Annotated in this window: 12 protein-coding genes, 1 pseudogene and 1 riboswitch; of the genes and pseudogenes, 4 read left to right on the top strand and 9 right to left on the bottom strand. The window is 37.1% G+C overall.

Features of this window, described 5'->3' with window-relative positions:
- Nucleotides 1-44 precede the first annotated feature (44 nt).
- From NST93_RS01550 to NST93_RS01525, 6 genes and pseudogenes are all read right to left on the bottom strand, one after another.
- Nucleotides 45-2,018, bottom strand: coding sequence for a hypothetical protein (locus tag NST93_RS01550; RefSeq protein WP_405100541.1), 1,974 nt, complete (start codon nucleotides 2,016-2,018; stop codon nucleotides 45-47).
- A 288-nt stretch (nucleotides 2,019-2,306) separates the two neighbouring features.
- Nucleotides 2,307-2,660, bottom strand: coding sequence for a hypothetical protein (locus NST93_RS01545; RefSeq protein ID WP_405100539.1), 354 nt, complete (start codon nucleotides 2,658-2,660; stop codon nucleotides 2,307-2,309).
- A gap of 37 nt (nucleotides 2,661-2,697) precedes the next feature.
- The gene (locus NST93_RS01540) at nucleotides 2,698-3,348 is read right to left on the bottom strand and encodes an ABC transporter ATP-binding protein (RefSeq protein ID WP_405103723.1); all 651 of its coding nucleotides are present in this window, start codon (nucleotides 3,346-3,348) and stop codon (nucleotides 2,698-2,700) included.
- Nucleotides 3,349-3,731: 383 nt separating this feature from the next.
- Nucleotides 3,732-4,088, bottom strand: a complete 357-nt coding sequence (locus NST93_RS01535) for a lactococcin 972 family bacteriocin (protein ID WP_405100537.1) — start codon at nucleotides 4,086-4,088, stop codon at nucleotides 3,732-3,734.
- Between the two features lie 561 nt (nucleotides 4,089-4,649).
- A pseudogene (locus NST93_RS01530) lies at nucleotides 4,650-4,825 on the bottom strand (ATP-binding protein); the annotation flags it as partial.
- A gap of 462 nt (nucleotides 4,826-5,287) precedes the next feature.
- Entirely contained in the window at nucleotides 5,288-5,452 is a 165-nt protein-coding gene (locus NST93_RS01525) for a hypothetical protein (RefSeq protein ID WP_405100535.1), read from the bottom strand.
- A gap of 286 nt (nucleotides 5,453-5,738) precedes the next feature.
- Here NST93_RS01525 and NST93_RS01520 point away from each other — a divergent pair, with 286 nt between their 5' ends.
- The 4 genes from NST93_RS01520 to NST93_RS01505 are packed head-to-tail and all read left to right on the top strand — an operon-like array spanning nucleotide 5,739 to nucleotide 9,295.
- Nucleotides 5,739-6,374: a PspA/IM30 family protein gene (locus NST93_RS01520; protein ID WP_405100533.1), complete on the top strand. Its 636-nt coding sequence runs from the start codon at nucleotides 5,739-5,741 to the stop codon at nucleotides 6,372-6,374.
- Nucleotides 6,375-6,399: 25 nt separating this feature from the next.
- Nucleotides 6,400-7,431 carry a TFIIB-type zinc ribbon-containing protein gene (locus tag NST93_RS01515; protein WP_405100531.1) on the top strand — a complete coding sequence of 344 codons (1,032 nt, stop codon included), beginning with the start codon at nucleotides 6,400-6,402 and terminating at the stop codon, nucleotides 7,429-7,431.
- On the top strand, nucleotides 7,431-8,210 hold the full coding sequence (locus tag NST93_RS01510) for a TPM domain-containing protein (protein WP_405100529.1): 780 nt from the start codon (nucleotides 7,431-7,433) through the stop codon (nucleotides 8,208-8,210). Before NST93_RS01515 ends, NST93_RS01510 begins: the two co-directional genes overlap by 1 nt.
- Nucleotides 8,211-8,251: 41 nt before the next feature.
- Nucleotides 8,252-9,295 (top strand): SPFH domain-containing protein, encoded by a 1,044-nt coding sequence (locus NST93_RS01505; RefSeq protein ID WP_405100527.1) that lies wholly within the window; start codon nucleotides 8,252-8,254, stop codon nucleotides 9,293-9,295.
- A gap of 269 nt (nucleotides 9,296-9,564) precedes the next feature.
- Here NST93_RS01505 and NST93_RS01500 read toward each other — a convergent pair whose 3' ends face one another.
- From NST93_RS01500 to NST93_RS01490, 3 genes are all read right to left on the bottom strand, one after another.
- Entirely contained in the window at nucleotides 9,565-10,827 is a 1,263-nt protein-coding gene (locus NST93_RS01500) for a 3D domain-containing protein (RefSeq protein WP_405100525.1), read from the bottom strand.
- 220 nt (nucleotides 10,828-11,047) lie between these two features.
- A complete protein-coding gene (gene dapA / locus NST93_RS01495) occupies nucleotides 11,048-11,929 on the bottom strand; it encodes a 4-hydroxy-tetrahydrodipicolinate synthase (protein WP_405100523.1) in 882 nt (293 codons plus the stop codon).
- A 97-nt stretch (nucleotides 11,930-12,026) separates the two neighbouring features.
- Nucleotides 12,027-12,208: riboswitch (Lysine riboswitch) on the bottom strand.
- A 220-nt stretch (nucleotides 12,209-12,428) separates the two neighbouring features.
- Nucleotides 12,429-13,628 carry an ornithine--oxo-acid transaminase gene (locus NST93_RS01490; RefSeq protein ID WP_405100521.1) on the bottom strand — a complete coding sequence of 400 codons (1,200 nt, stop codon included), beginning with the start codon at nucleotides 13,626-13,628 and terminating at the stop codon, nucleotides 12,429-12,431.
- Between the last annotated feature and the right edge of the window lie 75 nt (nucleotides 13,629-13,703).

The following is a 13,703-nucleotide window of genomic DNA, read 5'->3' as shown; positions in this document are numbered from 1 at the left end:
TCGAAGGCGAACAAATCCCTCGATTTTTAAGAAGTGATTATATCTTATATCCTGCGTTTGCTAACGCTGTTAAAACACCAACGTGTAGTAAATAAATGACTTAAGGGTACAATAATCAATCCATATATTACTACTGCAACAATAGCTCCAATTTCATGAGTTCCTTGGAAAACGACTACAATACCAACAAGGCAAAGTCCAACCAGTAATTCTTTGAGTACACGACTTTGTAAAATTATTCTCCATGAATGTCCCGCTACCCGTAAAGGAAAATCGTGTTTTGCTTTTAAAAGAGCAGTAATTAATGCACTTATTACAGTGGCTATTGTAAAAGCAATAATTAATGCAACTAGAGACAGATTTTGTAACCATACCAGGTATGCTGCATATTGAGCTTGAAGAATACCGTCTTCAGCAACATAAACGACATTTAATTCACCATTAACTCCTTTCTCTCTTAATGAATGAGTGTCGAGCTCATGCTTCTCTAACAATTGTTGCGTTTCAGTTACTCCTGTAAACATGAGATTTCTGGTCGATGCCAAAGATGTTAAGTTAGAATCGTTGAAGGCTTCATAGATTGAAGGCATAACAACTATTAGAACATCATCAGCAAAGTGAAGCTTTTCTCCTCCTCCGCCTATAGCAACTGGTAGCTGAAAATTAGTAGTCGGTCGTAAAAATTGATATTGTTCAAATGAGTCTTTAGCAAATTCTTCTCTTGACAATATCTCAAGCTGCTCTTGGAGCATTTCAACAAGTTCATTTGGAATACTTTCATAAGTCACTGGTGTAAGAAATGATTGTGGTGAGTCTTCCGATACTAAATTTAGCCATTTTTGGTTTGCTAGGGAGACTGCAGAGAACTCGCCAAAATTCACAGACATTACCATCTCCTTAGTAAAGGTATATGATAAAGCCACCTCATCATGTGATTCTGCATCTTTTACCAATTCGCCAATTTGACCTTCCATTTGATCCATATCTTCTAATTCAGTTGCAAATACAATTCCAGCTTGATCAGCTAGTTGTTTCCACTGCGCTGTTTCGGCAGCCACAGCTGATGAATGCTTAAACGCCGACCAAGAAGGGCCTGCTGCAGATACTACTAATAGGAACGTTAGTGCCTGCACTATGATTGCTATTAAACGCAGACTTTTTACAGCTGGTTGCCTATTAGCAAGCATAGTAGCGCTAGGCCAAGCTGAAGCTGACATAATGAGTGCAGCAAGTAAAGATACAAATATAACTGAGACCTCTAGACCAATCAAAATTTTTAAATAAGTGCTAACGTACATCCATCCGTGAAATATACCTACATAGATTCCTGATAACAGTAATACGATAAATGCTGAAATAAACAGCATAGCGGCAAATCCAGAAAGGTCTTGCATTTGAATTCTTATGGTAGGGCAACCACCTAAAACGCGGAGAGCACGTCCTCTCGCCCTCAGTGATAACCAAAATAAAGCTAAAGCCGCAATTAAGGCAAATGACGCAAGAACCGCTGTGGAAAATCCTCTTTCAAATATTACAAATTTTAAACTGTCAAAAACTGAAGCATCCGTTCGTTCAACCTTTACTCCTTCTTTCTGCAGTACACCTTGCATTTCTCCGAGATGGTCTCTTTTATTGGTAACTAGATAAAAACCATCAGGGTAAGATGTTTCGAGTCGTTCCTTCCCAACAATCTGCACCGCATCATTCCCGCCAAACCACGTAAATTCTGTAGGAAGATCATTGTCATTAAGTGCTGCGAAAATTTGATTATCGTTATCTCTTTCTAAATCAGGTGCTATCTTAACTAGGCCAAGATTCCAGCGTTCATCCATTTCTTCCAGCATAGCAAATGCTTCATTAATAGAAATATCTGATTCACTAAAGTCGAGGGTAAGACTACTATCAACATTTAGAGCTTGTGGAAATTCTCGATCATAAAGGTCAGTTATAATCGTTGCTAGAAAAGCAAGCAAAATAAATAAGGCACTTGCTACTAAAACTATGATACGTTTATACACTTATGAACCCCCAATAACTATCTGATTTAAGAATTGTTGAGCCCAATGACAAGAAAATATGTCTTCGGATCTATTTGCTGCAATGTTTTGAATTCAAAAAAACTATTAGGTCGTTTCAAAAGCGCGATGCTGTTATTTGAATACAGGTAGCTTGCTTTTACTAAATTTGTGTAAATATCCACCCTCACTTATATTTTTACTAATTGCAGTAAGGGCAAGATTCCTTACATAACTTCTCTAGAGAGCTACTATAGTTATTTATAAAAGCTTGTGAAAACAACTACCATCTCAACGCTTAACTAAATAAACTGGCACACCAAAACCGTTACTATTACTTAACAGTTCTGAAATAGCTTCGCGCTCTTTTTTTGAATCATATTTTACTACAACCAAGCCTTTGCTCTGATCAGCAGAACAAGGATTTTCTGCTTCGACTGTAATATCTTCACCTAGGTTTTTAATATCGTTTGATAGGACATCTTGTTCGCTAAGCGCCTTCTTAGCCTCTTCTAAATTAGGTAACTTTTCACAAGGCGGATGAGCATCTTTATTTGGTATTGGTATAAATCCAAATAGATACGCAGATATCCCTGCTACGAAAAGTAAACCGACAACTATGCTAATTTTATTACGTAATTTCATAATGACCCTCCTATGCGGAATTATTAATCGTTAGATATTATTGCAGGTTATTGCGTCCTACTTCATGTTGAGCGCTACATGCCTTAATCATATCGGAATCATGTGTTGACACAATTACTGTACGCCCATGATTAGCAAAGTCTGCAAATAAATCTATAACCATTTTCCTATTTGCTGCATCAAGGGAGGCTGTAGGCTCATCAACGAACAGAATGTTTGCATCCTTATAAATGGCACGAGATAATGCTAGGCGCTGTTTTTCTCCTCCACTAAGACGACCAGCTAACTCATTTTCACGTCCCTCAAGGCCTGTTTGTTTAAGGGCTTGTGCCAGTTTTTCCTTATTGCCAGAAACATGTTGTCCCAGCACACTTGTTTGCATGGTCACATTAAAAGAAACAGTATCTTCATCCATAATGCCATAATCTTGTAGCACAAACGCAGCATGATCTCGCCAAAATCGACGACGTTCTGCAGTTTTATATCTGGTAACATTATGTCCGTTTATGGTAATATTTCCTTCGTCTACTGGTAGCAAAAGTCCGAGACAGTGTAAAAGTGTGGTTTTACCACATCCGCTTGGTCCAATAAGAGCCGTCATAATTCCAGGCTTACAGCGTAAAGTCTCTTTTTTTAGTACCGATCGCCCTCCAATTGCAACAGAAATATCTTGAGCTTCAATCAAAATCTACACCCCCTATTAAAATCAGTTTCTGATAAAGAAAACCGATTTTTAAATAATAAGCCTATTTTATTCATTTCTATTTCTTGGATTATACCAAAAAATTAAGACTTAAGTGGAATAAGATAAAAATGTATTTAATATACTTCATTTAAGAAGCGATAAGCAAAATATCGAAATATTTCGCTTAGAAAGTTTAAGCTATTAAATTGCTATCGTCCGTCAGTAAACGCTACTTCACTAATTCCGAGAGCGAGCTAAAACCACTCTCGGAATTATATGAAGCTTTGCAAGGTATTGAATAAACGACTAAAGATGATAGATAAATATTCTACTTTAAAAAAAGCTTTCGTATCGTCATAGTTGGTCTCTAGTCCCGAAGTTTTAAATTATCGGTAATAGTAATTGCCTTTTAAGTTTGGCGAATTTATAGTGCCTAGGTAGGCATAAGACCATTTGTTTTTAGCAGTATCTATGCTTCTATTAGTGCTTGTAACTTTACCCTTTATGAGCTTTTTAACAGTGGAACCATGTGTTTTATTAACTTTATACTGGGAACGGAGTCCAGCATTAACAAATCCATATTTCCACTCTCCCCCTTCTGAAGGGTATTGGGTATGCCACCCTGGAGCTACCCAAGCTAATGTAGGAGCTACAGCTCCGCCCACTAATGTAACAGTTAGTACTAATGTGGCCAATCCTACTTTAAAAGTTTTAGAGAATGGTCGTCTTTTTTTCTCTTGCATTGTTTCTCTCCTCCTTGTTTAATAGTCTATATTATTTTCATTACCTAAATTTGTCACCGATATGACGATACGAAAGGTTGATTTATTTTAACCTTGCATTACGGTGAATAGTTAAATAGTAGCACTAATTTACATATTTTAACACAGGAGAAAATAACTATTATTTCGACAATTTCCGATAAGCTTTTGCAGTAATAGGTATAATATGTATATCCAGTTAATAAAGTAAAAATATCAATGGCTAACCTCTCTGAATCCTCCTTGCTTTTCATAATAACGTATGTATATCGCAATTGAATTTTGAGCCACTTCGCAATTAAATTTGAGCCACTAAAATTTGATACAATTCACAAACTTAGCAGTGGCATTTTTAATCTGCTTTGGCTTGACATGGAGCCTCTGTGGGCATGAATACTTAGCGAAAACGTGCGGTATCAAAAGATTTCGCACCTCGATCAGGGTATCATGCCCACCTCTCCATGTAAAGCCGTTAAAGTGTGGTGCATAATTAAATTTCACAAAGTATAAGTGGCTCAGTTTTAAGTTGTCATATGGCTCACTTTTCATGTGCGATAAACAAACGTAAGGATCATGCAATCCCTTGTTACCTTCACCGCTTGTAAGATAATATTAATTTCTTGGGTAAAATCAGGCAAGGTTTCTTTCCAATTTCCTCGTTTCGACTTGGAGTCATGGTTGAATGCTTGCCCACCAAAAGGTACCGCATAAAAGACGAGCCTTGGTATTAGTTTTCTGTTCGTCGAGTCACGCTTCCTTCAGCCTTTACCTCACAGCCAATGCCTTGCGCTTTTCTAGTGGTTGGTCGATATGTACCTTCACAGTGAACTTTCAACACCCAGATAGTTGGCACGCCTGGCGCACCATAAAAAAATAGACACCTCATTTTGAAGTGTCTATTTTTACATATTCATTTTTCGCAATGGAATCATCTTTTAATGTTCTTCACTTTTCCAGGAGATTTCGTCTTAGCAAGACTTATCCAACAATAATAAAATAGTGGTAAAATGGATTACTTACTCCCTAAAGGGCATTGATAAATCCAGGGTTTATACGGATAGTCTGATTTTTACACTATTTTGCTTAAAAAATAGGTTAAGAGAGCCAAACTGTCCGCAATAGTTTAAAGTTCTATTAAATTTTGTATAGTAATTTCCACATTTTCCAAGGTTTACTGCCGCTTATAACCCTGAATCAGTACCCGTCCCATCTTCAGGCATTTGTTCATCTGGCACTGGCACACCTGGATTTTCTGGCACGTCTGGATTCTCACCCTCATCTGAACAAGCTACAAGGAACCCTGATAATAATAAAATCGCCGCTGATAGTTTCAAGCTTTTTTTCATTCATTCTCATTCCCTTCTTTTATAGCTTTCTAGTAATCCTATAACCGAATTCTTGTATAAATAATCTTAAGATATGCTTACAAAATAATTACATTTATTTCACTCTGTCTGCTTTTTAAAATAAAGAAAATGACACCACTTCTTAGAATCCCCTATTGGAAATATATTACACAACGGAAGCATCTCCCCAAAGAAAAATTCATAAAATGAAACCTTTATCGTATTTGTACAGTAGTATAATATAGGATAAACTTAGAATAGATGCGTTTTACAGAGGAGGATGAAGATGGGGATTCTATCAAGATTTACTTATTTGATGAAAGCAAATATCAATCATATAATTGATCGCTCTAAAAAACCAGAAAAGGCGATAAAATCAACCTTACGGGAAATTACACTGGACTTGGGCACTTTGAAGTCTGAGGCAAATGCAATGAAAGTAGATGAAATACGGGCCAAACGCGAGCTTGATGCGTGTATATCAGACATAAGTAAAATGGAACGCTTCAGTGAAAAAGCAAAAGAAAACGCTGAAGACTTAAAAGCCCAAAGCTTTCTTGATCAAAAACAAGAACTGGAAAGCAAAAAACGAGAACTGACTGCTCGGTATAATAAGCTTGCAATTGAAGCAAAACAAATGAAGCTCCTGGAGGAAAAGCTAGCTTTAGACGTCGCTCAGCTGGAGAAAAGAAGTGCTGTATTAAAGGAAAAATCCTCCACTCTTGAAAGTCAATCAAAATTAAATGAAAGCTCTGTTGCTTCCACACAAGCAATGTTCGATGACTACGAAGCAGAGCTGACTTATAAATTAGATGAAGCGAATGCACTTGCCGAGATCAGAAGTAATTCAAACACTGCCGCCATATCTATTGATGAAGAAATTGCAGCTTTGGAGGCTAATCAAAAACGAGACAACAATTAGGTGACGACTGGAGGGTTTCTAACTTATGGTTATACAATATAAATGTCCAAACTGTGGAAGTGACATGACTTTCGATAGTCAGACCGGCACACTCTCCTGTAGTAATTGTGGCAGACAAGATAATATCGAGAATTTCTCGGATGAATTTAAAGAAACCGTTTTTGAAACAGATGAAGCAAAGGAATACCACTGTAATAACTGTGGAGCAGTTATCGTAACAGAATCAGAAACTACTGCAACTACCTGCAGCTTCTGTGGTGCAGCAGTTGTTCTGGGGGACCGTGTATCAGGTATTCTTGCTCCTTCCCTGGTTATCCCCTTTACAATCAACAAAAAAGAAGCAGAGCAAGCATTCAAAAAATGGTGCAGAAAGGGATTGCTGACACCGAGGGGCTTCATGTCCGCGGATCGAATCAAAAAAATCACTGGAATATATGTGCCTTTTTGGCTTTATGATTTAAAAAATGATGCAAAGGTCAGTGCGACTGCTACAAGAGTTCGCACCTATTCAAGGGGCGATTATATTTATACGGAAACAAAATACTACGATGTTTACCGTGATATTCGTATTGACTTTAATCGAGTTCCTGTAGATGCTTCAGAGAAAATGAACGATGAATTGATGGATAAATTGGAACCATATCATTATCGTGACTTTAAAGATTTTAAAACACCATACCTTGCAGGTTATATTGCAGAAAAATATAATTATGATGATAAAGAACTCTTTCCACGGGTAAAAGAAAAAATGAGCAAGCCACTTGATCAATATATTCGTTCAACGATTCACGGCTATAATTCGGTAACCTATAAAAATAAAGATATCCGAACAAAAAATGCAAAGAGTTTGTACGCTCTCTTGCCTGTATGGATGGTATACTATGACTACGATAAATCAGAGCATATATTTGCAATGAACGGCCAAACTGGAAAAGTCGTAGGGAAACCGCCGTTAAGTTTAGGTAAAATTTCCGCCTGGTTTGGAGGCATTGCAGTCGGTTCATTCCTGCTCATGCGAACTGTTTCCTTCTTCCTTACAGGAGGTGGATTCTTCTAATGATGCAGTTACTCAGACAAAGTATTTTATGCATTCTTTTCTTCCTTTTCCTTGGCGTATCCACAATCTCTGCAGATGTTCAGAGAATCTATGATGATGCCAATCTATTAACTGATGAAGAGATTGCTGATTTAGAAGAAAAAGCAGCAGTATATTATGATGAATGGAAGACGGATTTTATCGTCATTACATCGAATGATGCGGATGGAAAACATATAAAAGATTTTATGGGTGACTTCACCGATGACCTCGCCGAACAATTTGATCGCGCTCAAGATAATATGGTCGTGATAACGATGAATATGAAAACCAGGGACTTTTATGTTTCCGGTTTTGGGATTGGAAAAAAGTATCTAGATGATAAAAGAATTGATGATACCGTTAATAAAATTTCCCCCTTTCTCTCTAAAGGTGATTATTATAAGGCCTTTGATACTTTCTTTGATTGGACAGAAAATTATTTAGGTGTATCAACGGATATTAATCCTAATTCACTCTTTTTTAACACATTTGTTCAATTAGCGATTGCAATCGGTTTGGCTGGATTAATAGTGTTCTTTATGGCTTATAGCTCTGGGGGAAGGGTTACAGTCACGAATAATACGTATATGGATCATGAGAATACTAGAGTTGTTAGACAACACGACCGATTTATTCGAAAAACAGTTACTAAAAGGAAGAAACCATCTAATAATAGCAGTGGAGGTGGACGCCCAGGCGGTGGTGGTGGCATGACTGGCGGTGGACGTTCCTATAGTGGTGGCGGAGGTAAATTTTAATATTTATTGAATTTAAACAATAAACAAGGAGGACTGACAGTATGTCTTTTTTCAGAAACCAATTTGCAGATGTAGTGGAATGGGAAGAGTTCCGCGATGATATGATTTTTTATAAATGGACCAATAGAGAAATAAAAAAAGGAAGTCGCTTGATGATTCGCCCTGGTCAGGATGCAATTTTCCTTAATAATGGAAAGATCGAAGGAATTTTCGAAGATGATGGTGAGTATAATATCGAGTCAGAAATTATCCCTTTTCTTTCTACATTAAAAGGCTTTAAATTCGGCTTCAACAGTGGGTTGCGTGTAGAAGTCCTTTTCGTTAACACAAAGGAATTCACAGTAAAATGGGGAACAAAAAACGCGATTAATATTCCCTCCCCTAATCCTGCACTTCCCGGCGGGCTTCCAGTTCGAGCAAATGGAACAGTGAATTTTAAAGTGAAGGATTATATTCGACTAATCGATAATGTTGCAGGTATTCAAAATAAATATCTTGTAGAGGATGTAAAGCTTCGTATAACTGCTATTCTGGATCAGCTTCTTATGAAGTGGATTAGCAAAGAAGGAAAAGATATGTTCAATCTGACAGCCAATTCGTTTGAAATCTCAAAAGGCATTAAGGAAGATTTGGACATGGAAATCTATGATCTTGGCATGACAATTACTGGATTTAATATTATGAGCTTCAACTATCCAAAAGAAATTCAAGATATGATTACAAAATCTGCTTCACACGGTATGGTTGGAGATGTTGGTAAATATCAGCAAATCGAAATGACAGACGGTATTTCTTCCGGCAAAGTGAAAAGCAGTGGCACTGCTTCAGATATGGTTGGTATGATGATGGGGATGAATGTTGCCAATGAAATGATGAAAAACATGGGTAATATCAATAATACGAACCAGCAGGCGAATCAAAACCAGCAAAGTCAGCAGCAACAAACCCAGCAAGCCAGTCCAAATCAGGAAAGCCAGAGTACATCAGATAATACAGGTGGTAATGTCCCTAATTTCTGCCCAAATTGCGGCACGAAAACAAACGGTGCTAATTTCTGCTCCAATTGTGGGCAAAAACTAATATAATTAAATTTTCCTTGTAAAAAAGCTCTAAGCATCTCATTCATGGTGTTTAGAACTTTTTTATTATATTAAATATCTCTTCAAATAGTACTAAATTGCATACGATATTAGACAGAGTTTCTTTTATATGCATATCTTAGAAAATCCATATTTATAGTCGTGGCACTTCTCCTGCTTAATAGACTAATTCTTTCAACTAAAATAATTGGAAGATTTTAATGATTTACCAAGTAAAAAAACCAGCACCAAAAACAGGTACTGGTTTTTCAAGATTATTGTATTGTCACTTTAACTGTTCGAACACCCCAGTTTAAAGCTTTGCTTTTACTTGAATAAAACACATCAATTTTCTTTCCGCGAATGGCACTTCCTGTATCACCGGCAATTGCATAGCCGTAACCCTCAACATGTACAAGGGAACCCAGGGGTATCACACTTGGATCTACTGCAATAACCTTTGCATTCGAATTCTTCTTCAAATCAATTCCTGTTGTTGTTATCCCAGAACAACCAGCACAATTTGCTGTATATGCTGTGGATGAAACAGTGAATGATTTTTTATTTGTATTCTCTTTTTGATTATTTTCTTTAGATGATCCTATTCCATTACTTGGTGTTGTATTTTTCGATGAGGAATTGTTCTTTTCTGCTTTTTTAGAGACATGTACAAGTTCCGTTTCTTGTTGAGCAGCTTCTTCTTGTTTTTTCTTAGCAGTTAATTCTGCTTCTTTTTTGGCTTTTGCTACAGCAGCACGACGTTCCTCTTCTTCTGCACGCTTGGCCGCAGCTGCAATTTCAGCTTTTACCTTATCTTCCATGTTCTGAAGCTCGATATCCTCGGATTCAAGTTTTTCCACGTAGGCAACTAATTCCTTTTGCTTACTATTTAATGCATTCTTTGCCTCTTCTTGCTGAAGCTTTTCCTCTTCAATTACTGCTAACTGTGCCTCTTGCTCGTGGTGCATTTCATTTAATTCATCGAGTTTTTCCATTGTCATAAGTTTATGTTCCTCAACTTTTTCCATATCCCGCTCTAGTTCGTCCATTAGCGCTGTATCAGAATCCACAATTTGATTTACCGCTGTTAACCTGCTAACAAAATCTCCAAAGCTCTTTGAACCAAACAGTACTTCAATGTAACGCACAGCTCCACCTGATTTCTGGTAGGAAGCAGCTCTTGTTTTTAAAATTTCAAACCGCTCCTCAATACTTTCCTCGAGCTTTTCTATTTCTACTTGTATTTTTGCTATTTCATTGATGGTTTCGTCAACTTGATTGGCAATCTTTTCTACCTCAGATTGCTTATCGGATATTTGCTGATTCAGATGCGTAACTTCTTTATCTAGTTGCTGCATTTCAGAGTACAGTTCATTCATTTTTTGTTCTTGAACAGACAGGTCTTCTTGAATCTCTTTTCTTTCCGACTGAATTCCTTCAAGATCACTCTTTTTCTCAGCAAAAATTTCCTGAGTGAAAACTCCATTCATTAAAATAAGTGAAGTCACTAAGGTGATAATAGTTATCTTCTTTCTCAACTCTTCCCCTCCGCTTCTTTCTCTATCTTCCTATCATTTATTGCCTATGATAAGAAAAGTCTACGGTTTCGAGTATAACATTGTAAATTAACAAAGAGGTTATACTAGTATTACAAATAGATTTCAGCGAAAAGGGATTCCAAGCAAAAACCGCACCCCAGTATAACAGGACACGGTTTTTTATAACAAATATTTTACAAACTTTTTTCTTATAAGTGATTCACATGGTAATTTGGTAGTTTCCCAAAGCTTTTTTCAATGATTTCTTTTCTTCATCTTTTAATTCTACTAGTGGCAAACGAACCCCGCCTGCTGACATACCGTTCATATTCAATGCTGCTTTAACTGGAGTTGGACTTGGTGCACTGAATAATGCTTTTATAACTGATAAGATTTCACGGTGAATTTGTGCGGCTTTTACATGGTCGCCATTTAAGAAGCTTTCAATCATCTCATGCATTTCGTTACCAATAATATGTGCAGCAACAGAGACAACCCCTGTTCCACCAATCGCTAATAATGGAATTGTCATTCCATCGTCTCCACTATAGACGCTGAAATCATCAGCTGTATTTTGAATTATCTCAGCTGCTGCATCAAGATCGCCACTTGCTTCTTTAACAGAAACAATGTTTTCAATTTGCGACAAACGAATAATTGTTTCAGGTGCAATATTTACTGAAGTTCTTCCGGGAATATTATAAAGCATAATTGGTAAATCAGTGTTTCCAGCAATTTCACTGAAGTGCGCATACAGTCCATCCTGTGATGGCTTATTATAATACGGTGATACCAGCATTATTCCATCAACACCTGCTGCATCTGCAGCTTTAGTTAATTCGATTGTTGCTCTCGTATTATTAGATCCCGTTCCAGCCAATACTGGAATTCTTCCATTTACCTGCTGTACAACAAATTTAAATAAATCGATTTTTTCATTATCTGTCAGCGTCGGCGATTCACCTGTTGTCCCCGCAACTACTAAACCGTCTGTACCAGTATTGATTAAATGCTCGATAAGATTTGATGTTGCTGGATAATCGATTTCACCTGCTGCATCAAATGGAGTGACCATAGCTGTAAGTAATTTACCAAAATCCATTCTATTCACTTCCCTTTCAAATTTTCTTCCACTTAAACAAAATAAAAAGCAATAGCGTTTTGGGACGCTATTGCTTATCGAACGTTTTTTATGTTCTTCGCCTGATAGCTCCCCATATAGTTACCTATATGACAGCCCTGTACCTATTCGATACAGACCCAGCAAAAGGGATGAATGAGTTTCCTTCTGCTTCGGCAAATCCCCCTTTCCTTATAGATTATCGGATCTCACTCATCCTCCCTACAAGTAATCATGGTCTTTGCAACCTCTACCTTACTTTAACTAATATAAAATAAGAATTATTTAATTGTTTGTACTACTATACCAAATTGATTTTCAAATAACAAGGGTTCAGCCTCTTTTTCTTATCTTACATAATATACTTTATGCAGGTTTTCAATTAATGTTACGAACTTTATCTTTGAAAGTAACCTATCATGTGAAAAGTCAAAATCACTTTCGATTAATGATTGAAAGTGATTTTACTGGCTATATTCAATTATATACTCAACACTTTATAAATTCTTTCCAATGCCCAATCTAAATTCTCTTTTGTAATTACTAACGGAGGAGCGAAACGGATTGTATTATCATGTGTTTCTTTACAAAGAATTCCTTCCGCCATTAATTGTTCACAGAAATCCCGTACAGGGTGATTAAATTCTACACCAATGAATAAACCGCGGGCACGAACTGCTTTTAGATCAGGGTTATTAATATTTCTTAATTCATCAGCAAAATACTCACCTAGTTCAAGCGACTTATTGACAAGTTCTTCATCCTCAATCACATCAATTGCTGCGATAGAAACTGCACATGCAAGCGGATTTCCTCCAAATGTAGACCCATGTGATCCAGGGGTGAAAACATCCATGATTTCCTTATTTGCAGCAATAGCTGAAACTGGCATCACACCTCCGCCTAATGCTTTACCCATTACATAAATATCCGGTTCAACTGCTTCCCATTCACATGCAAACATCTTTCCAGTACGCGCAAACCCCGTTTGCACCTCATCTGCTATAAATAAAATATTATTATCATCACAAATGTCACGTACTGCTTGCAAATAACCATCTGAAGGGATTATAATACCTGCTTCGCCTTGGATTGGCTCTACAATGACACCAGCCGTATTAGGAGTAATTGCTTCACGAATTGCTTCTGCACTGCCAAATTCCACTTTAATAATTCCAGGAACAAATGGGCCATAATTATTTGTTGCAAGCGGGTCGTCTGATAGGGATATGGAGTTAATTGAACGACCGTGGAAATTCCCTTTAGCTGCAATAATTTCTGCCTTGTTATCTTCGACTCCCTTTACTTCATAAGCCCAACGGCGAGCGGCCTTAATCGCTGTTTCTACCGCTTCAACTCCTGTATTCATTGGCAGCACTTTGTCTTTTCCGGTTAATTTAGCAACACGTTCTGTCCATTTTCCAAGAACTTCATTATGAAACGCCCGAGAAGTTAAGGTTACCTTTTCCGCCTGTTCTTTTAATGCTTGAATAATCTTCGGATGGCGATGTCCTTGGTTTAATGCGGAATAAGCACTCAGCATATCCATATATTTTCTGCCCTCAGGATCTTTCACCCATACACCCTCAGCTTCTGCAATAACAATTGGCAAAGGATTATAATTTCTAACTCCAAAATAATCTGTTACTTCAATAATTTCTTCAGAAGTTTTTACTGTCATTTTTATTCCCCTTTATATATGACTTTATAAATAATTATAATCACCAGTTAAACTTGCATAAATTCTTTAAAAATT

The organism is Oceanobacillus sp. FSL H7-0719 (assembly GCF_045040795.1).
Lineage (GTDB): Bacteria > Bacillota > Bacilli > Bacillales > Amphibacillaceae > Oceanobacillus.
This window is presented reverse-complemented; position numbering and strand designations above follow the sequence as displayed.